We start from the raw sequence: 19051 nt of genomic DNA on the forward strand, positions 1-19051 counted from the left end.
GAAGATCACTGGGTGCTGATTGCGCCATCCACCAGCGTTTGCGCTTCGGCCACCAGTTGCTTGAGGTGATCGTCGCCAATGAAGCTTTCGGCGTAGATCTTGTAGATGTCTTCAGTACCCGAAGGACGCGCGGCGAACCAGCCGTTTTCGGTCATCACCTTCAGGCCACCAATGGCCTGATCGTTGCCCGGCGCGTGGCTGAGAATGCTCTGAATCTTCTCGCCTGCCAGCTCGGTCGAAGTTACTTGCTCCGGCGAAAGCTTGCTCAGCAGCGCTTTCTGCTCAGGGTTGGCCTTGGCATCGACGCGCACCGAGAACGGTTCGCCCAGTTCATCGGTCAGGGCGCGATAGGCCTGGCTTGGATCACGGCCGGTACGGGCGGTCATTTCAGCCGCCAACAACGCCGGAATCAAACCGTCCTTGTCGGTGCTCCAAACGCCGCCATCCTTGCGCAGGAACGAAGCGCCAGCACTCTCCTCGCCACCAAAACCCAACGAGCCGTCAAACAGGCCATCGGCAAACCATTTGAAACCGACCGGTACTTCGTACAGACGACGCCCCAGACGCTTGGCCACGCGATCGATCAGACCGCTGCTGACCACGGTTTTACCCACGGCGGCATCGGCGCGCCATTGCGGACGGTTCTGGAACAGGTAGTCGATGGACACCGCCAGGTAGTTGTTCGGCGCCAGCAGACCACCCGAAGGGGTGACGATGCCATGACGGTCGTGATCCGGGTCGCAGGCGAAGGCCACGTCGTAACGTTCCTTGAGACCAATCAAACCTTGCATGGCATGGCTGGACGATGGATCCATGCGGATCTGCCCGTCCCAATCGACCGTCATGAAACGGAAAGTCGGATCGACCTGCTTGTTCACCACGTCCAGATCAAGACGGTAATGCTCGGCAATCGCCGACCAGTAGCGCACCCCTGCTCCGCCCAGCGGATCGACACCCAGACGCAGCTTGGCGTCACGAATGGCATCGAAGTCGATCACGTTGATCAGGTCAGCGACGTAAGTGTTGAGGTAGTCGTGACGGTGAGTGGTGCTGGCCTTGAGCGCCTGCTCGTAGCTGATGCGTTTGACGCCGGCCAGTTTGTTGGCGAGCAGTTCGTTGGCCTTGGCTTCGATCCACTTGGTGATGTGGGTATCGGCCGGGCCGCCATTGGTAGGGTTGTATTTGTAGCCACCGCTTTGCGGCGGGTTGTGCGACGGCGTAATCACGATGCCATCCGCCAGGCCAGAAGTGCGGCCACGGTTGTAGCAGAGAATGGCGTGCGAGATCGCCGGGGTTGGCGTGTATTCGTCACCTTCGGCGATCATCACGGTCACGCCGTTGGCCGCCAGCACTTCCAGCGCGCTGGCCCCGGCCGGGGTCGACAGTGCGTGAGTATCAATGCCCACAAACAACGGGCCATCGATGCCCTGGGCTTCGCGGTACAGGCAGATCGCCTGGCTGATTGCCAGAACATGCCACTCATTGAAACTCAGGTCGAAGGAGCTGCCGCGGTGCCCGGAAGTACCAAACGCCACGCGCTGGGTGGAAATCGAAGCGTCCGGTTGGCCGGTGTAATAAGCCGTTACCAGTCGCGGGATGTCGACCAACAATTCTGTCGGTGCCGGTTTGCCCGCAAAAGGACTGATAGTCATGCAAAACCTCTGAAATAGAGTGGTTCAGGAAATACAGCGCAGTTTACTGGCAGTTTGACCACAGCGCGACGGGATCTATCCGACAGATTTCAACGTTCATTCAAGAGGTGCCAACCGCAGTGCATCGCTCAGCAGTGCAATCGCCCCCGCCAAACCGCTGTCACTATGATCCAGCAGGTTCAGGCGCAGATGGCGACGGTGCAACCCCTGCAAACTGAACAGTTCGCCCGGCGCAATCAATACCTGTTGTCGGAGCAGGCGCTGGAACACGTCGCGCATGTCCACCGGACGCAGTGCCCGCACCCAGACGGTCGCACCGCCTTGCGGTTCGACGACCTGAAGTGCATCGCCCAAACGCTCGCGCAGCAAGTGAATCATCGGGGTCCGACACTCCCTGAGGAGCCTGCGAAGTACATGCAGGTGCTGGTCGATCCGGCCGTTTCCAAACAGTCGGGCAATGGCCTTCTGACGGATCGGGGACAGTCGGAACGAACGCATCAGAAAATGCCGCAGCATTTCGTTTTTCCATTGGCGCGATAACACGAACCCGTAAGGGGCTTCGATGCCAATGATTTTCTCGAAGGAGGAGAAGATCAACACCCGGTCAGGATCCAGCCGATCACGCAAGCGCTCGCCGTCCACTCCCTCGCCAAGCTCGCCATAACAATCATTTTCCAGCACCCAGGTGCCATGCTCGCGGAGCAGTCTGGCAATGACGTCGCGGTTATCCGCAGGAACCTGCGTGCCACGGGGCATGCTCAGGCCCGACGACAGGAGAATCAGCCGCACGCTTTCAGTCTTGAGCAGTGTTTCCAGAAGTTGCGGCTCCAGCCCGCCACAGGCCAGCAACGGCAGCTCGATCACGCGCACCTCTGCCGCCTGCAGCAACCGCAGTATCAACCAGTCACACGGCGACTCGACCAGAACGGTTGCGTGTTTGAGTTGCAGAACGGCAACGAGGATTTCCAGTACCCCGCGCAGATCCGCACCGATGTAGACATCCTCGGCATGCCAGCATTGCCTCGGCGAGGTGGTGTAGCGGGCCGCCAGCGCAGCGCGCAACTCCGAGTCACCACAGGGCTGGCCGAGCAGCAGTGGCTGCCGGGGGTACTGGCGCAGCAGTTCGCGCTCCATCAACAGCAACGGGCTGTCCAGCGATTGGAGTGAAACCGGATCTTCAGCATTTAACAATCGCATCCCCGGGCGCCGCGCATTGATGTAGACCGTTTCGAGCAGATCATTGCCAAACGCTGGTTGCGTAACCTGCGCCACCGCCCGTGCGTAGTACCCGGACTTGGTGACTGAATAGATCCTGCCTTCCTTCTCCAGCAACGAATAAGCGTATTGAATGGTCGAGATCGATACGTTCAGACGATTGGCCAACTGGCGCAACGACGGCAGCCTGGCGTTGCCGTCGCCGGCCGACTCCGCTATCAGCCGCATCAGGTAGCGATAGACCGCCTGATAAGCAAAACCGGGCTCCCGCGCAGTCTTCATGAGCCCAATACCGTTGACACGGATGCGCCGAAGAATGGAGCGCTCACCTCAACGTTCCGCTGATCGCTCAACCACGCTGGCGTCGATAGCCGTTTGGTGTGCGGCGTCTGCTGCGTGCGGGGCGGCGCCACACACCGGCAATGACTCCATGGCGTAGAGACGACTGATTAGCCTGACCGGCAAACCACTGACATCCGTCATCCATTGCAGCACTTGCTCCGGGCCGTGCAGCCCCTGCATGGCACGATGCAAATCGGGCATCGCCACCAACATGCCGGGATGACAACGGCGCAGGAACCGCTCGAGGCCGGCACCACGGTCAATGAACGGCGTGAACAACAGGCAGACCCATTGGGTTTCATTCAAGCCGTAGGTCGCGTGAATGCAGTTCGCCGCGGCCTCACGCAGTTCATCCAGCGCCGGCTGTTGCCCCAATCTGGCAATCATCTGCTCGCATACCGGTTCCGGCACCCGTTGCTGCTGCATGGTCGCCAGCATGTGCTGAACATGTTGGGAAAACCCGGTTTCATAGCTGCGGCCATCGAGGAATTCCGCCTCCAGGCCGCGCAAATGGGCCTCGATCAACGGGTCGGCGTATTCGCCCTCGCCCTGGTGGAACACCCACTCCTCTGCCTGGAACCCGAGAAACTCGCTGAGCAGCGGCCAGCGTTCTTCCAGGTTGCCCACCGCCATGTCGTGAATGTCGACAAACGTTGTGCGACGGCATGACTCGAACCCGTCTTCCGGACGCCAGCAGCGGCGCTCGGATTCAGCGTAAAAACCACGATATAAATCCCCTCCCAATCCGTCGAGCAAGGCGAACAACTCATCGAATGTTCCGGCATTGGGCGGCAGCGCACCGAGACCCGCCTTTTGCACCGCCCGATCGAGGTTATCGATGAATTGCTTTTGTCGACGCGGCGACTCGCTGGCAACCCAAGCGTCCACACCATTGCCCCAGCGGGCGATCTGGCCGCAAAACTCCGCCCAGGCCAGGCATGCGTCATCCCACAACTCAAGCCTTTCGTCCGAGGCCCGTCGATGCCCCATCATCAGAAGGTTGGTGCGATTGGCTTCCGTACTGTCCTTGTCGGGTGGCGCCAGGTGATTGAATGGCAACACCTGACGATGATCCACCATCAGCAACTCGACCCGGGGATCGTCGTACAGAAACAGGGCGGCGAAGCTGCGGTGCATATTTCCGGGCGCCGCCCCCGCTCCGCTCCAGCGCAATGTGGCCACACGCAACTGAAAAGTGGCCGGCGCTCGACCAGCGATACTCAGCTGAGCGGCGCGCAGCAACGCCAGGGTATAGCAACTGTCACGGGTACCGGACGGTGTCACCATGACCTTGTATTCACCCATACGCTCCATTCCACCCGCGGCGACCACCAGCCGCTGAATCAGCAATTGCAATGCTGTGCGTTCGGCTCTGGAAAAAAAGCTCAGCAGACGCTGCAATACTTGCTGATAGACATAGTTCATTGCCTGATCATGGATCGTGCTCATCAGTACTTTACCCGGCGTAAAAAATTCATATCGCATCAGCAGTGAAGCTGGCGCAACAAATTCATCAATAAGTAATAGACGATCAAATACTAACACTTATGCTTTTGAAGTTATTTGAAACACTTGACGCATGGAAGTCGATATCTTCGCCACTATAGGTGACGTAAACCCCCGTCACCATTGAGTTTTTCCGGAGTGAAAAATATCTGAGGAAACTTCTTACAGCGTCCCACGAACATTGAGCACAAGAAAAGCAGAACGACAATAGGAAATAACCTACAGCCATTAAACAGAAACCGGTATATCGCCCACAGGAGGAAATATTAAACACGGCAAACAAAACAGAATGCACAGACATGGCTCATTCCTTGAGATGAAAGTAATCATTCAATTATCAGGGCTTAAATGCCGATTAGAAGATACAGATAGCGGACAAAAACCGGTTCAGATGCACAACAGGCCACGCACCCTGTCCGGCATGTCTGATTATTTGCGAGGGGTACAACGCAAGAGTCCGTGGGGCCACGGACTCTGTTTGGAGGGCGTTACGCAGGTTCGACCTGAAGGGCGACCCGTTCACGGCATGGGCATTCGTCCATGTAGCGATGTGCTTCGACGAACTCGTTGAACGGGAAGACCCGAGTCTTGAGTGGCAGCAGTACGCGGTCGGCGGTGAGCTGGTTGATGTCACGCAGGGCACGCTGCAAGGCGACGTGGTCCTGGGTGATGCCCAGCTCGGGCTTACCGGTGAAGTTACCGATGCAGTGTACGAAGAACTGAATGTTTTTCTGGAACGCCGCACACGCCGGGAATGGTGTCTGGTTACCACCCTGCAGACCGTAAAGAACCAGGCTGCCACGTGGCGCGAGCACATCGCCGAGCAACGACATCTGCGGGCCGCCGAGACCATCGAATACCACGTCGACACCACGGTTGTCGGTGATCTTGTTGATGCGCATCAACAGATCTTCTTCCTCGGTGACGATGACTTTCTCGGCACCCAGCGACAGCAGGTATTCGCGCTCTTCAGCGGTTTTCGTCGCCGCGATCACCCGCACACCCAAGGCTTTGCCCAACTGGACAAAGGACGGGCCGGCGCAATGGCTGGCGTCAGTGACCAGGGCAAACTGCCCGGGTTTGACCCGTGCCAGATCGGCGTAGGCAAAATAGGCGATCAACAGCGGTGTGTAATGCACGCTGGCTTCTACCGGGCTGAGCACATCCGGATAGCGGGTCAGCGCGGTGCGTGGCAGCACGATCTGCTCGCCATACACCGGATAGTCGTTCGGACTTTGCGCCGGGAAACTGGCCACCTTGTCGCCAACCGACAGATCGCCGATACCGTCACCGACGGCGGTCACTACACCGGCCATTTCATGGCCGAGACCGGACGGCAAGCGCGCCTGGGACGAGGCCAGGTTCTGACGCCAGAGAATGTCGTACCAGCTGATGCCGATCGCTTCGACACGCACCTGCACTTCGCCGGGACCTGGCTGAGCGGCCGCATGCTCTTCGCATTTGAGCACCTCGGCCGGACCAAACTTGTGAAAACGGATCGTGCGGGACATCGCAAACCTCGTCAAAGTAACCTCTAATGCCCTGAACTCTATCTGGGCTTTTGACCCAAGACTATCAGTGGCTATTAATAGTCGACATGCCTGTCATTGATTCCGCAGTATGGACGGCATTGGCAAAATCGATGAAAAAAATACCGCAACCGGCTCGGTAAAGCTGAATTTAGCGGTGCAGAGTACCAGCCTTTCCCCGTAATATTCATGCCGGCCATTGTTCTCATATGGCCGCTCTCGTCAAGCTTGATGACTCTGCCAGGACTCCAGATGAATCGTAATGACCTGCGTCGTGTCGACCTGAACCTGTTGATCGTATTCGAAACTCTGATGCACGAACGCAGCGTGACCCGCGCCGCCGAGAAGCTTTTTCTTGGCCAGCCGGCAATCAGTGCGGCGCTTTCGCGCCTGCGCAGCCTGTTCGATGACCCGTTGTTCGTGCGCACCGGGCGCAGCATGGAACCCTCCGCCCGCGCGGTGGAGATCTTCGCCCTGCTCTCCCCGGCGCTCGACTCGATTTCCACCGCCGTCAGCCGTGCGGCTGAGTTCGATCCGGCCACCAGTACTTCGGTATTTCGTATCGGCCTGTCCGACGACGTCGAATTCGCCCTGCTGCCTATGCTGCTCAAACGTCTGCGCGCCGAAGCACCGGGCATCGTGCTGGTCGTACGTCGGGTCAACTACATATTGATGCCGGGGCTGCTGGCTTCTGGCGAAATTTCCATCGGTGTCAGCTACACCACTGACCTGCCGGCCAACGCCAAACGCAAGGTACTGCGTCGCAGCCAGCCGAAACTGCTGCGCGCCGACACCGTGCCCGGACCGCTGAGTCTGGATGACTATTGCGCGCGCCCGCATGCGCTGGTGTCGTTCGCCGGCGACCTCAGTGGTTTTATTGATGAGGAACTGGAGAAGCTCGGGCGCAAGCGTCATGTGGTGCTGGCCGTGCCGCAGTTCAACGGTTTGAGTACGTTGCTCGCCGGCACCGACATCGTCGCCACCGTACCGGATTACACCGCCGATGCACTGACGGCCGCCGGTGGCGTGCGGGCGGAAGACCCGCCGTTGCCGACGCGCACGTTTGAGCTGCACATGGCGTGGCGCGGGTCGCAGGATAATGATCCCGGGGAGCGTTGGTTACGGTCGCGGATTCAGATGTTCTTCGGCGACCCGGACAGTCTCGAGTTGCCTGCGCATTGAGCAGGCAACGTTTCAAATGAAATGCGCCCGGCGGCTTGTAGTCCTTGAACTCAAGCCACGGACCGGGCCAGGCGATACAGCGACAGGCAGTAAAACGCCAACGCCGACGCCGCCAGCATCCCGCCCACCACCCCAATGTAAGCAAAGCCAAACTGACTCCCCACCCAACTCCCCACCAGTGCCCCGCCGCCGATACCGATGTTGTAGATCCCGGAAAACAGCGCCATCGCCACGTCGGTAGCGTCCGGAGCCAGCACCAGGACTTTCGACTGTAACGCCAGCCCGAAGCCCATGATCGCCATCCCCCAGAACACACTCAGCACGCCGAGGTATGAGACGTTGCCGCTCAACGGCAACAGCGAAGCCAGGCACAAGGCGAGCAACGACACGCAGATGATCAGAAAGCGCTGCGGGTTATAGCTGTGCAGGTAGCTGAACAACAGCGAGCCGAAAATGCCGGCGCCACCGAACAACAACAGCAGGAGCGTCACCACATCGCCGCTCATGCCCGCTACGGTCAGAACGAACGGTTCGATGTAGCTGTAGGCGGTGAACTGTGCCGTCACGACCAGCGCCGTCAGGACATAGATGGCCACCAGTGCCGGCCGCTTCAACAACACCGGCAGACTCTTGAGCGAGCCGGAGTTCTGACTGGGCAGCAACGGCAGCACCTTCGCCAGACAGAACACCAGCGCTGCCGCAAAGCCGGCGATCACGATGAACGTGGTGCGCCAGCCCATGGCCTCGCCTAACAAGCGGCCGAGGGGAATGCCCAGCACCATCGCCAGCGAAGTACCGGTTGCCAGCAAACCCAAGGCCTGAACCTGTTTGCCCGGCGGCGCGAGGCGTACGGCCAGAGACGCGGTGATCGACCAGAACAGCGCATGCGACAGCGCCACACCGATCCGGCTCACCAGCAACACACCGAAGCTGGTCGCCAGACTCGACAGAATGTGACTGGCGATAAACATTCCAAACAGCACGATCAACAGCCGTCGGCGCTCGACGTTGCGTGTCAGCAGCATGATCGGCAGAGACGTCAAAGACACCACCCACGCATAGATAGTCAACATCAGGCCAACCTGCGCGGTCGACATGTCGAAGCTGCTGCCGATCGAACTCAACAGACCGACCGGTACAAACTCGGTGGTGTTGAACACAAACGCAGCCAGTGCCAGGGCAATCACTGCGTACCAGTTGCCGTTGTTTATCGCCGTAGAATCACTCATTTAAACGTCGTATTACTCTTCGATGATCGTGCGTAATTGTACGCATGCGATCCGTGCCCATCTGTCGGTTTTTTTGTACACCCATTGCCGAAAAGCCTCATACGACAGGTGGTTCGATGACGACTGTACTATAAAGATTTGGTGACTTGTCCAACGGGTTGAAGCACTCGACGTTCACTTTCGAGTGTCCGTCGATCCCTCAAGCACAGGCATCAGGCCAGCGGACCAGGACGTGCAGCTCCTGAATGTATGACCTCACTTCCTGGAAATTCCCATGAAAACGCCTCATACCTGCGCTGCACGCATCATTCCCCTCCTTTTCCTGACATTCAGCGCTGCCGCCACGTTAAGCGGTTGCATGAGCGCTGAACAACAAGCGGCTGAAGACCGTCAGACATGCGCCGGTTACGGCTACGTACAAGGCTCTACCGCGTTTGCAAACTGCATGATGATCTCCGACCAGAAACGCAAGAAAGCCGTTGCCGATTGGCAAGCCCAGCAAGATCGGGAGTGGCAACAGAAAACCGCGAAACCCGCCATGCAGGAATGTAATACCACCGAAAGCGTCGATGTTCAGGGTGACGCATCAGCCGATGGCCAAACCACACGAACCAAGTCCAACACGGTATGCATCGGTCAATAAGGCGAGGTCTTGAATGAGACCATCTGCCTCGCTCATTGCCCTGAGTAGCCTTTGACGCGCATGCAATCATTCGTCAGGTCGATCTGTTTTTCCGCAATGACGATCCCGTCACCCACGGCACTGCCCATGCCGTGGGTTGTATCGTTTGCAGCAGGGCTTGAATGGTAGCTGGCGGTCGCGGCCTTGGCCTGGTACTGGCATTCAGCTTTGTCGTGCTGGATATCAGCGGCACTCGCGCCGGGTCTGGACCAGTCATGCACAGATGTCACACAGGCGCTCAACAGCGTCGCAAGCAACGCAATCATCAATAACTTCATGGTGTGTACCGCCGATAGATTAAAAGTTGCAATGTTCCTGGCTGGCTCGAATCGCCGAAACAGCGATCACTTGCAGACGAATGTCACGTTAGCCACGTCATTCCCGGGATCGAGCGGCAAGCGCGATTGCACGTCAAACACGTCGATCTGCTTGCCGAGCGAAGCGCACTTCTTCCCGGCGCCGCTAAGCGCCATCCGACGGGCCTCGGAATGAGTGTGGCGGGACGGCTGTGTTTTTGCCGAGACCTGATACTCATAAGGACCGAGTTTCAGGTCGTGGGATTGCCAGACATAGTTGCCGACCAATGCAATGGCGCTCACAGCGATGATCATATTGAGTTTCATGGCAAGTATCGGACGCTGCATATTTGAATGCTCATCACGCCCACCTTTCTCTGTGAATAAAGCCTCATTGCTGTCATTCGGAAAATCGGATGACACCCGGTGCAGTGTGTTGCGCGGGCTGAAACCGCTCACTGTCGCCGCCGAGCAATGATTGAGCAGCGCTATGTTTAAGTGAAGAAAAACGCAGTATCTTTCAGTAACGATTAGAAATACTTAACCAGAGCGACAGCCATGCAACTCGACGCAAAACAGATGCAGGCGTTCCTCGCCGTAGTCGACAGCGGCAGTTTCGAGAAGGCTGCGGAACGTCTTAACGTGACGCCGTCGGCGGTGTCGCAACGCATACACGCCCTTGAAGTTCGCTTGGGCAGCTCGGTGGTGGTGCGCGGTCGCCCGTGCGAGCCGACGCTGGCGGGCAGAAAACTGATGCTCTATCTGCGTCGTGCAACCGTGCTCGAAGAAGAACTGCTGAACGAGCTGACCGGCGATGAACAGGATCACCTGCGCGTGGTCATTGCCGTCAATGGCGACACGCTGGCGACATGGTTCTTTCCGGCACTGGCCGAGATATTCGTCAGCGAGAATATTTTGCTCGACGTCGTGGTCGACGATCAGGATCACACCTATGCCTTGCTGGAAAGCGGCCAGGTCATCGGCTGTATCGGCACGCGTTCGCAGCCTATGCGCGGTTGTTTCGCTGAGCTGCTGGGTCCGGTGCGTTACCAGTTGGTCGCATCGCCAGAGTTTCAGCAGCGCTGGTTTGCCAAGGGCCTGACCCGCGCCGCGGCACGCAAGGCGCCGGTATTTGCCTATTCGCGCAAAGACACCCTGCAGTCGGAGTTCATGCAGTCACGCTTCGGCCTGCACGCAGACGCTTACCCCACGCACTACCTGTCACTGCCAGAGGCTCGTCTGAAAGCCATTCGCCGCGGACTCGGCTACGGCATGGTGCCGTATATGCAGGTCAGCGATTTGCTGAAAAGTCGCGAACTGGTGGATGTGGCGCCGGGGCATTTCACCGATGTCGAACTGTACTGGCATGCGTGGGCGCTGCAATCACCGCGCATGGAAATGCTCTCCGAGCGCGCGGTACATGCCGCACGACGGATCTTGAGCAGCAAAGGACCGGTGAAGCGCTCGACCATGTCTAGGAAGTAACCAGCGCCGCTGCCGAGGCTGCCCTCGGCAGCGGCGACGCGAGTCACCGCTGCACAGCAGCAGATGCACATCTGCCCTCAGTCCGGCCCATCCTCAAACAACGGTAGACCAAACAGCAACACGTCCGCCCGCTCCTCGCCAAACCGGGCGATCCCTGGCAAGCGGGCCCAGAGTACCGCGCCGATGGATTGCACGATGTGCTGGCTAGGCACGTTGGCGGCCATGATCCAGGCGACCAGGGTTTCCAGGCCGAACTGACGCCCGAGGATCACCGTCGCATGGCCCAGGCGCACGCCAATGCCACTGCCGTAGCGATCGGCGCGCACATAAATGGCAGTTTCGCCGGTGTTGCGGCAGGCCTGGGTGCCCCAACTGAAGCGGTTGATCGACAACCAGCCAACCACTTCGCCGCCGCGTTCAAGCACGTAGACGGGCAGGCCATCGCGCTTGTACAGATTGATATAGAAAGTCACTTCCTCAAGCGTCATCGGCCGGGTCACTGGCGAGTTGGCACCCGTGCCGGCGGTTTCGTTGAAGATCTCCATCATCGCCGGCAGGTCGGCATCGCAGGACTCACGCACACCGCGTGGCAGGGTCATGGGTTGGCTATGACGAAATCCGTTCATGCGCTGGCCCTCCCGGTGTAGACACTGCACTTCAACTGGCCCCGGGCCCTGGCCAGACGTGAACGCACCGTGCCGATGGGCACGCCCAGTTGCTGCGCGGCGTCCTGATAGCTGATGTCGGAATCCACCACCAGATCGATCACCGCGCGCATGTCCACCGACAAGTCGTCGATGGCCTCCAGCGTGCGCCTGAGCAGGCGCTGGTGCTCGCTGACCTGGCTCGGGTCGTGGCCATATTCCAGACTTTCGATGCCCGCCTCTTCCAGCACCGCGCACTGCGGCCGGCGATAGAAGTTCTTGAAGTGATTGCTGACCAGGTTAGTGGCAATGCCGAACAGCCAGGTTTCCGGTTTCGACGCCCCGGTGTACTTGTGCTGGTTGCGCCAGGCTTCCAGATAAGTCATCTGCATCAGGTCATCGACATCGGCCGGGTTGAACACTCGCTTATTGATGAAACCGCGCAGCTTTTTCTCGCTGCTGTGTGCCAGTCCGCCCAGGTCCAGTTCGATGGCGGCAATGACTTTCGCTTCCGTTTGAACACTACTCGATTCCACGCTTGTTCCCTCATCACTCACGCTATGCCGACAGTGGCGGGAGGGATAGAGAGCAGCGAGCGTACCAACCTTGGTACTTTTATAACTTATTGTTTTTAAACACTTTTAAAAACCGAAAAGCGCGTTTTTTGCCATTTGTTGCACTTTCGACAAAAAGCCTGTGCCAGTTCTTGCACAGTCAACCGGGCCGCTTCGCGCCCAGGGAACCGGACGCCGGCAAACGCCACTCACTGCACACCTGAATAGCGGTGGAACGTGCGCCTCCATGAAAATTTCCAACTACAACGATGCCCTGCCACTGGACTTGCTGCCGCGTCCGCTGTTTGGCACCGAAGCCACTGCGGCCACGGCGAAGAACCCGCTGATCGACTCCATGGAAGAGGTGGCTCTGAAGTTCAGCGAAAGCATCGAGCGCCACAGCAAGAGCCTCGACGAACGCCACATCAGCGATGCTTCCCGAGGGCAGCGCGTGGAGCGCATCGAGAAGCTCGTCGAGCTCTATCGCCTGCTTGATCACGGCGACCAGCCGAGCCTCGAGCAACAGGCGCGGCGCATGCAGCAGCAACTGCAACAGCAGCCGTCGCTGCAGGCGGCGCTGAGCGTCGCGGACAATGATCCGGCGCGCACCGACATCCTGCTGCAACAGGCGATGCGCCTGTCATTGGCTGAAGGTCTGGACGGCGAGGCGCAGAACACGCGCGAGCTGATCGACGAATTGCGTCTGGTGCACGGTGACAAAATCCGAGCGGGCTTCAATACCGCCAGCGCCATCGCCCTGTTCAGCCGCGACCCGCAGCAACGGGCGCCGATGCGTCAGCTCTACTACAAAGCCATCGTCGGCCAGCAACCCTTGGCCAGCCTGCTCGAAGCCCTGCTCGAACACTTCAGTGAAGAGCAATTCGCCCGTGGCCTGCGCACCTTGCAACGAGCGCTGGCGGACGACATCGCCGCCCTTTCGCCCTCGTTGCCCGGTAACGTTCTCGGCTCGATGTTGCGCGGCTTGGGCTCCTGCGGGCAGCTCAACAATCTGATCAAGGCTTGCCACGACCTGTTGCAGCGTTTGAGCCAGAAACAACGCCGCGAAAGCATGACGCCGCTGGCCATGAGCAAACGGCTGCTGCGCTTTTGTGCCAACGGTTTCTTCGCCCGCGACCTGACGCTACTCAGCGATGACACTCTGGACAACGCTCCGCACTTGCAGCCGCTGTATTTCAACGGCCTCTATCCACTGCTGCAAAACCTCCCGCTGGTGTTGTGGAAAGACCTCAAGACCCGGCAAAACGGCCTGCGCCTGTTGCATAACCTGATGGAGCAACTGGCCCGGCAAGAACGCCAGGCCATGGGGCTGGTCGAGCCGGGGCGAGGTCTGCAATGAATCGCCTGATCCACGCCCTCAACCGCCTGGCGCTGGCGGTGATGCGCCGCACCGAAATCGTCGGCGCCGTGATGGTCATGGCCATCGTGTTCATGATGATCCTGCCGCTGCCCACCGCATTGGTCGACGTGCTGATTGCGCTGAACATCTGCATCTCTTCGCTGCTGATCGTGCTGGCCATGTACCTGCCGCGACCGCTGGCGTTCTCGACGTTTCCGGCGGTGCTATTGCTGACCACCATGTTTCGGCTGTCGCTGTCGATCGCCACCACCCGCCTGATCCTGCTGCAACAGGATGCGGGGCACATCGTCGAAGCCTTCGGCAGTTTCGTGGTGGGCGGCAATCTGGCGGTGGGTCTGGTGATTTTCCTGATCCTGACCATCGTCAACTTTCTGGTGATCACCAAGGGCTCGGAACGGGTAGCCGAAGTCGCCGCGCGCTTCACCCTGGATGCCATGCCCGGCAAACAGATGTCGATCGACAGCGACCTGCGCGCCAATCTGATCAACGTGCGTGAAGCCCGTCAGCGGCGCGAGCAACTGTCCAAGGAAAGTCAGTTGTTCGGCGCCATGGACGGTGCGATGAAATTCGTCAAAGGTGACGCCATCGCCGGTCTGGTGATCGTCTTTATCAACCTGATCGGCGGCTTCTCCATCGGCGTGCTGCAAAACGGCATGCAGGCCTCCGACGCCATGCACCTGTACTCGGTGCTGACCATCGGCGACGGCCTGATCGCGCAGATTCCCGCGCTGCTGATTTCCCTGACTGCCGGCATGATCATCACCCGGGTGGCGCCGGACAGTCAGGCCGGCGACGCCAACATCGGCCATGAAATCGCCGAACAATTGACCAGTCAGCCCAAGGCCTGGGTGTTTTCCTCGATCGGCATGCTCGGCTTTGCCGCGATCCCCGGCATGCCCAGTCTGGTGTTCATCAGCATCAGCCTGATTTGCCTGTTCAGTGGCCTGATTCAGCTGTGGCGCATTCGCCAGAAGCAGATTCTCCAGGATCACGACGGCGCCACCCGCAATGGCGCGCCCGAGCTCAATGGCCGCGAAGACATCCGCCGCTTCAATCCGTCCCGCGCCTATTTGTTGCAGTTCCATCCCGCCCACAAAGGCAGTGCGGCGCTGGAGCGTTTGCTGCACGGCATTCGCCAGCGACGCAACACCCTGGTGCACCGTTTCGGCTTGACCTTGCCTTCGTTCGATCTGGAGTTCAGCGAGGATTGCGCCGAAGACGAATTTCGATTCTGCGTCTACGAAGTGCCGCTGATTCGCGCCACCTGGAGTGAAACCCTGCAAGCCGTGCATCTGCGCCAGTGCGGGGAGCTGCACGACGGCGAGCCGGGGCGCGCGGAGCGTGATGAAAGTGAATGGGTGTGGTTTGCCCCCGACCATGCGCTGTTGCGCATGAGCAGTGTCGAGCCGGTCAGTGCCGAGGAACTGATCCTCGAACGCATGAGCCGCGCCTTCCAGGCCACCGGCCCGCAGTTCATTGGTCTGCAGGAAAGCAAGGCGATCCTCGGCTGGCTCGAAAGCGAACAGCCGGAGCTGGCGCAGGAGCTGCAACGTACCCTGCCCCTGGCGCGTTTCGCCGCCGTGCTGCAACGGCTGTCCGCCGAGCTGGTGTCGCTGCGCTCGGTGCGGCCGATTGCCGAGACGCTGATCGAACAAGGGCAACACGAACGCGACCTGAACGCCCTCACCGATTACGTGCGCATCGCCCTCAAGGCACAAATCTGCCACCAGCACACCGAACAAGGTGCGCTCAATGCGTGGCTGATCACCCCGGAAACCGAAGTGCTGCTGCGCGACGCCCTGCGCCAGAGCCAGAACGAAGCCTGGTTTGCCCTCGAACCGGAACTGGGCAATGCCCTGCTCGAACAACTGCGCCACGCTTTCCCGCTGCGCTCGCGACCGGCGCCGGTGCTGCTGGTGGCGCAGGACCTGCGCAGCCCGTTGCACGGTTTGCTCAGGGATGAATTCAACCATGTTCCGGTGCTGTCCTTCGCCGAGTTGCTGTCCTCGGTGCAGGTACAGGTGCTGGGACGCCTCGATCTGCAAGAAGCCCATGCCTTGATGGCCTGACGGAGTGATGCGATGAAACCCGAGATGATGTATGAGCTGCGCGTGCTCACCGGTTTGCACCGGGGGGCGGCGCTGCCGTTGAGCGGTGGCGAATGGTGCATCGGTTCGGCCCAGAGCGCCGACCTGGCGTTGTACGACCCCGGCATCAAGGATCGCCACTGCCTGCTGCGGCTGGTCGACGACACCTGGTCGCTGGCCCGCAAGGACGGCCCGGTCACCGACAGCGAGGGGCACAAGGTCGATGCCATCGCCACCCTGCAACCGGGCACGCCGTTTGCCCTCAATGGTGTCTGGTTGTCGGTGGTCAGTGCCAACACCGAATGGCCCGCCGAGGAAGAGCCTGAAGATCAGCCGCAGGCATCGACAGAAACCCCATTGCCGCCCATGAATGCGGAGCGCGACGCTGACATAGCCGCCCCGACTCGCTCGCGTTCGCTGCTCGGCCCATTGCTGATGCTGGGTGCGCTGTTGCTGTTTCTCGCCACATTGATCTGGGGCATCAACACCCCGGCGCAACCGCCGACGCCGCTGCCAGTGCCGGGCCGAACCGCGCTCAAGGATGCCGCCGAAGTCCGTCAGGTTCTGCAAGACATGCTCAACGAGCGTGAGTTGCAGAGCCGGATCAGCCTCGTCGAGCAACCGGGCAAAATCCTGCTCAAAGGCCGTTTCGACGAGGACGATCTGCTGCAATCGACCGAACGCATGCTGCTGCGTTTCGAGCAGCAGTATCGCAGCCCGTTGCAGGTGCTCAGCGACCTGCCCGAAGCCACCCCGCTGCTGCCGTTCAGCATTGTCCAGATCAGTCTGGCGCGCTTGCCCAACGTGTTGACCAGCGATGGCCGGCGCTTGTTTCTCGGCGACGAAGTGGCTGGCGTGCGGCTGGTCGGCATCAGCGAACATCAAGTGGTGTTCGAAGGTGATCGGCGCATTGAGGTGAGCTGGTGATGCAGGATGCCATCGCACAGTTGCAGCAATGGTGCGGGCAACATCGGCAACGGATCGAACACTGCGCACCGGTAGCGATCCACGGGCGCATCACCGGGGTCAGCGGCATTTTGCTGCACAGCCGCATGCCCCGGGCGCGGATCGGCGATCTGTGCCAGATCCAGCGTGCCGACGGCAGCGAGGTGATGGCCGAAATCGTCGGGTTCGACCGTGAACACACGTTGCTGGCGGCCCTCGGCGCGCTGGACGGGATAGCCATTGGCGCGCGAGTCACACCACTGTTCCAGCCGCACAGTCTGCTGGTCGGCGATCACCTTTTAGGCTGCGTGCTCGACGGCTTTGGCCGCGCGCTCAACGGCGAAGGCCCGCAGGCGTTTGCCGAGGCCGGGGTGATTGGCGCGCTGCCGGTGATTCGCGATGCCCCCGCCGCCAGCGAGCGCCCGCGAATCGAAGCACCGCTGGCCACCGGGCTGCGCGCCATTGACGGTCTGCTGACGCTGGGTGAAGGCCAGCGGGTGGGAATATTCGCCGGTGCCGGCTGCGGCAAGACCACCCTGCTCGCCGAACTGGCACGCAATACCCCGTGTCAGGCCATCGTGTTTGGCTTGATCGGCGAGCGCGGACGCGAGCTGCGTGAGTTTCTCGACCATGAACTGGATGCCGAACTGCGCAGCCGCACCGTGCTGGTCTGCGCCACCTCCGACCGCAGCAGCATGGAGCGCGCCCGCGCTGCGTTCACCGCCACGGCGATTGCCGAGGGCTTCCGCCAGCAGGGCAAATCGACGCTGCTGATCATTGACTCGCTGACCCGCTTTGCCCGTGCCCAGCGCGAGATCGGTCTGGCCAGCGGTGAGCCGGCCGGGCGCGGTGGCTTGCCGCCGTCGGTCTACAGCCTGTTGCCGCGTCTGGTGGAACGCGCCGGGCGCACCCACGACGGCGTCATCACCGCGCTGTATTCGGTGCTGATCGAACAGGACTCGATGAACGATCCGGTCGCCGACGAGGTGCGCTCGCTGCTCGACGGCCACATCGTGCTGTCCCGGCGCCTGGCCGAACGCGGGCATTACCCGGCGGTGGACATTCTCGCCAGCCTGAGCCGGACAATGAGCAATGTGGTGGGAACCGAACAGCAACACGGGGCCACACAGTTGCGCCGACTGATGGCTGCCTATCAGCAAGTGGAAATGCTCATCAAGCTCGGCGAGTACCAGCCTGGCAACGACCCGCTGACCGATTGCGCCGTGGACGCTCGCGCCCGCATCGAGGCCTTCCTCCAGCAATCGCTGCGCGAGCCGGTGACGCTCGATGAAACCCTGGATCACCTTCTGCAGGTAACCGCCCATGCTCCAGTCTGATTCCGATTACCAGACCCCGGCCAATGCCGACCTGACACCGACGCTCGATCTACTACTGCCGATCCGCCGCCACCGTTTGACCATGGCCGAACAAGCCTGGCAACGCCAACGCTCGGTGCTCAGCGCCTTGCACGGCCGGCTCGAACAATTGGCCGGTGAGCTGCGCGAGCTGCGTGACCAACACCAGCAAGGTCGCATTGACCAACGCGACGCCCACGTCAATCGGCGTCTGCTGCTCACCGAGATGAACCAGTGGCTGGTCGGCGAACAGCAGGCTCTGCGCAAAATCGAGCGGGTCGAGCAAAGCTATCAGGCCTTGCAGGACGAACATCGGCAACAGCAGCAATGGACGGAGGACAGCGAGCAGCAATTGCGGCGGCGCCAGCGCGATGTGGAGAAACTCGACTATTTGCGCGACCTCGCACGGGATGCCTCATGAATCCGCGCCACGCCACGCTCAAACCGCCACCGCGTATGCCCGAAGCCCCGCGCCCACGTCAGGAAACCACGGCCTCGACCTGGCCCGCCAGAACCGAACGGCGCCAGGATCTGCGCGGTGAAATTCGTGACGAGAGCGAGCATTTCGAACACTTGCTGGACACCCTGGGCAACCTCGACCGAGGCCTGCTGGCCGACTTTGGCGGTGCCGGTTTTCAGGAGCCGCAGCAGCAGAATTCCGGTTCCTCCGCAGACAGTGCGGCGGCACTGGAGCAGCGCGACATCGATTGGTGGCAAGCACTGCTGGAACGTCTGGAGCAGCATCTGGATGATCCGCAACCCGGCGTACTCGAAGCGCATCTGGAGCTGCCCAACCTTGGCCCGGTCAAGGTCAATGTCATCCACCACGGCGCGGCGCTGGAAATCGCCGTGCACATGGCTCCGGATGCGTGGCGCCAAGTCGAACCGCTGCAACAGACCAGCGCGGCGTGGCTTGCCCGGCAATTGGGACGCGCGGTGCGCCTGCGGCTGCACCGGGAGGGCGTTTGAC

General features: G+C 60.4%; 18 protein-coding genes. 9 read left to right on the forward strand and 9 right to left on the reverse strand.

Going from position 1 to position 19051, the window contains the following annotated elements:
- Positions 1 to 5: 5 nt before the first annotated feature.
- From pgm to V9L13_RS07320, 4 genes are all read right to left on the reverse strand, one after another.
- The gene (gene pgm / locus V9L13_RS07305; protein ID WP_338802033.1) at positions 6 to 1652 is read right to left on the reverse strand and encodes a phosphoglucomutase (alpha-D-glucose-1,6-bisphosphate-dependent); all 1647 of its coding nucleotides are present in this window, start codon (positions 1650 to 1652) and stop codon (positions 6 to 8) included.
- A gap of 96 nt (positions 1653 to 1748) precedes the next feature.
- Entirely contained in the window at positions 1749 to 3149 is a 1401-nt protein-coding gene (locus V9L13_RS07310) for a PLP-dependent aminotransferase family protein (protein WP_338802034.1), read from the reverse strand.
- 48 nt (positions 3150 to 3197) lie between these two features.
- Entirely contained in the window at positions 3198 to 4658 is a 1461-nt protein-coding gene (locus V9L13_RS07315) for a hypothetical protein (protein ID WP_338802035.1), read from the reverse strand.
- A gap of 545 nt (positions 4659 to 5203) precedes the next feature.
- Positions 5204 to 6226, reverse strand: coding sequence for a zinc-dependent alcohol dehydrogenase family protein (locus tag V9L13_RS07320; protein WP_003225033.1), 1023 nt, complete (start codon positions 6224 to 6226; stop codon positions 5204 to 5206).
- Between the two features lie 270 nt (positions 6227 to 6496).
- Between V9L13_RS07320 and V9L13_RS07325 the strand changes: the two genes are divergently transcribed.
- Positions 6497 to 7426, forward strand: a complete 930-nt coding sequence (locus tag V9L13_RS07325) for a LysR family transcriptional regulator (RefSeq protein ID WP_007963542.1) — start codon at positions 6497 to 6499, stop codon at positions 7424 to 7426.
- Positions 7427 to 7476: 50 nt separating this feature from the next.
- Here the strand turns inward: V9L13_RS07325 and V9L13_RS07330 are convergent, their stop codons facing one another.
- Positions 7477 to 8655: a sugar transporter gene (locus V9L13_RS07330; RefSeq protein WP_338802036.1), complete on the reverse strand. Its 1179-nt coding sequence runs from the start codon at positions 8653 to 8655 to the stop codon at positions 7477 to 7479.
- 274 nt (positions 8656 to 8929) lie between these two features.
- On the opposite strand from V9L13_RS07330, the gene V9L13_RS07335 reads away from it, so the two are divergent.
- On the forward strand, positions 8930 to 9298 hold the full coding sequence (locus tag V9L13_RS07335) for a hypothetical protein (RefSeq protein WP_338802037.1): 369 nt from the start codon (positions 8930 to 8932) through the stop codon (positions 9296 to 9298).
- Between the two features lie 32 nt (positions 9299 to 9330).
- Here the strand turns inward: V9L13_RS07335 and V9L13_RS07340 are convergent, their stop codons facing one another.
- Positions 9331 to 9615 (reverse strand): hypothetical protein, encoded by a 285-nt coding sequence (locus V9L13_RS07340; RefSeq protein ID WP_003225039.1) that lies wholly within the window; start codon positions 9613 to 9615, stop codon positions 9331 to 9333.
- 66 nt (positions 9616 to 9681) lie between these two features.
- Positions 9682 to 10092, reverse strand: coding sequence for a hypothetical protein (locus tag V9L13_RS07345; protein ID WP_262141790.1), 411 nt, complete (start codon positions 10090 to 10092; stop codon positions 9682 to 9684).
- A gap of 99 nt (positions 10093 to 10191) precedes the next feature.
- Here V9L13_RS07345 and argP point away from each other — a divergent pair, with 99 nt between their 5' ends.
- Positions 10192 to 11118 carry an HTH-type transcriptional regulator ArgP gene (gene argP, locus V9L13_RS07350; protein WP_103483496.1) on the forward strand — a complete coding sequence of 309 codons (927 nt, stop codon included), beginning with the start codon at positions 10192 to 10194 and terminating at the stop codon, positions 11116 to 11118.
- A 77-nt stretch (positions 11119 to 11195) separates the two neighbouring features.
- Here the strand turns inward: argP and V9L13_RS07355 are convergent, their stop codons facing one another.
- Together V9L13_RS07355 and V9L13_RS07360 are read right to left on the reverse strand one after the other, a co-directional pair.
- Positions 11196 to 11744: a GNAT family N-acetyltransferase gene (locus V9L13_RS07355; protein WP_226499285.1), complete on the reverse strand. Its 549-nt coding sequence runs from the start codon at positions 11742 to 11744 to the stop codon at positions 11196 to 11198.
- Positions 11741 to 12298: a sigma-70 family RNA polymerase sigma factor gene (locus V9L13_RS07360; protein ID WP_003225048.1), complete on the reverse strand. Its 558-nt coding sequence runs from the start codon at positions 12296 to 12298 to the stop codon at positions 11741 to 11743. The genes V9L13_RS07355 and V9L13_RS07360 overlap by 4 nt, the downstream gene beginning before the upstream one ends.
- A gap of 265 nt (positions 12299 to 12563) precedes the next feature.
- Between V9L13_RS07360 and sctW the strand changes: the two genes are divergently transcribed.
- From sctW to V9L13_RS07390, 6 genes are read left to right on the forward strand one after another with little or no spacing between them, the layout of a single operon-like run.
- Positions 12564 to 13673, forward strand: coding sequence for a type III secretion system gatekeeper subunit SctW (sctW, locus tag V9L13_RS07365; protein WP_338802038.1), 1110 nt, complete (start codon positions 12564 to 12566; stop codon positions 13671 to 13673).
- A complete protein-coding gene (sctV, locus tag V9L13_RS07370; protein ID WP_003225053.1) occupies positions 13670 to 15763 on the forward strand; it encodes a type III secretion system export apparatus subunit SctV in 2094 nt (697 codons plus the stop codon). The genes sctW and sctV overlap by 4 nt, the downstream gene beginning before the upstream one ends.
- A 12-nt stretch (positions 15764 to 15775) precedes the next feature.
- Complete coding sequence (locus V9L13_RS07375) at positions 15776 to 16708, forward strand: FHA domain-containing protein (RefSeq protein WP_338802040.1); 933 nt, start codon at positions 15776 to 15778, stop codon at positions 16706 to 16708.
- Positions 16708 to 18063 carry a FliI/YscN family ATPase gene (locus tag V9L13_RS07380; RefSeq protein WP_338802041.1) on the forward strand — a complete coding sequence of 452 codons (1356 nt, stop codon included), beginning with the start codon at positions 16708 to 16710 and terminating at the stop codon, positions 18061 to 18063. Before V9L13_RS07375 ends, V9L13_RS07380 begins: the two co-directional genes overlap by 1 nt.
- On the forward strand, positions 18050 to 18502 hold the full coding sequence (locus V9L13_RS07385) for a type III secretion protein (protein ID WP_201137614.1): 453 nt from the start codon (positions 18050 to 18052) through the stop codon (positions 18500 to 18502). The genes V9L13_RS07380 and V9L13_RS07385 overlap by 14 nt, the downstream gene beginning before the upstream one ends.
- On the forward strand, positions 18499 to 19050 hold the full coding sequence (locus V9L13_RS07390; protein WP_338802042.1) for a type III secretion system HrpP C-terminal domain-containing protein: 552 nt from the start codon (positions 18499 to 18501) through the stop codon (positions 19048 to 19050). Before V9L13_RS07385 ends, V9L13_RS07390 begins: the two co-directional genes overlap by 4 nt.
- Position 19051 lies beyond the last annotated feature (1 nt).

The organism is Pseudomonas sp. RSB 5.4, from assembly GCF_037126175.1.
Classification (GTDB): domain Bacteria; phylum Pseudomonadota; class Gammaproteobacteria; order Pseudomonadales; family Pseudomonadaceae; genus Aquipseudomonas; species Aquipseudomonas fluorescens_H.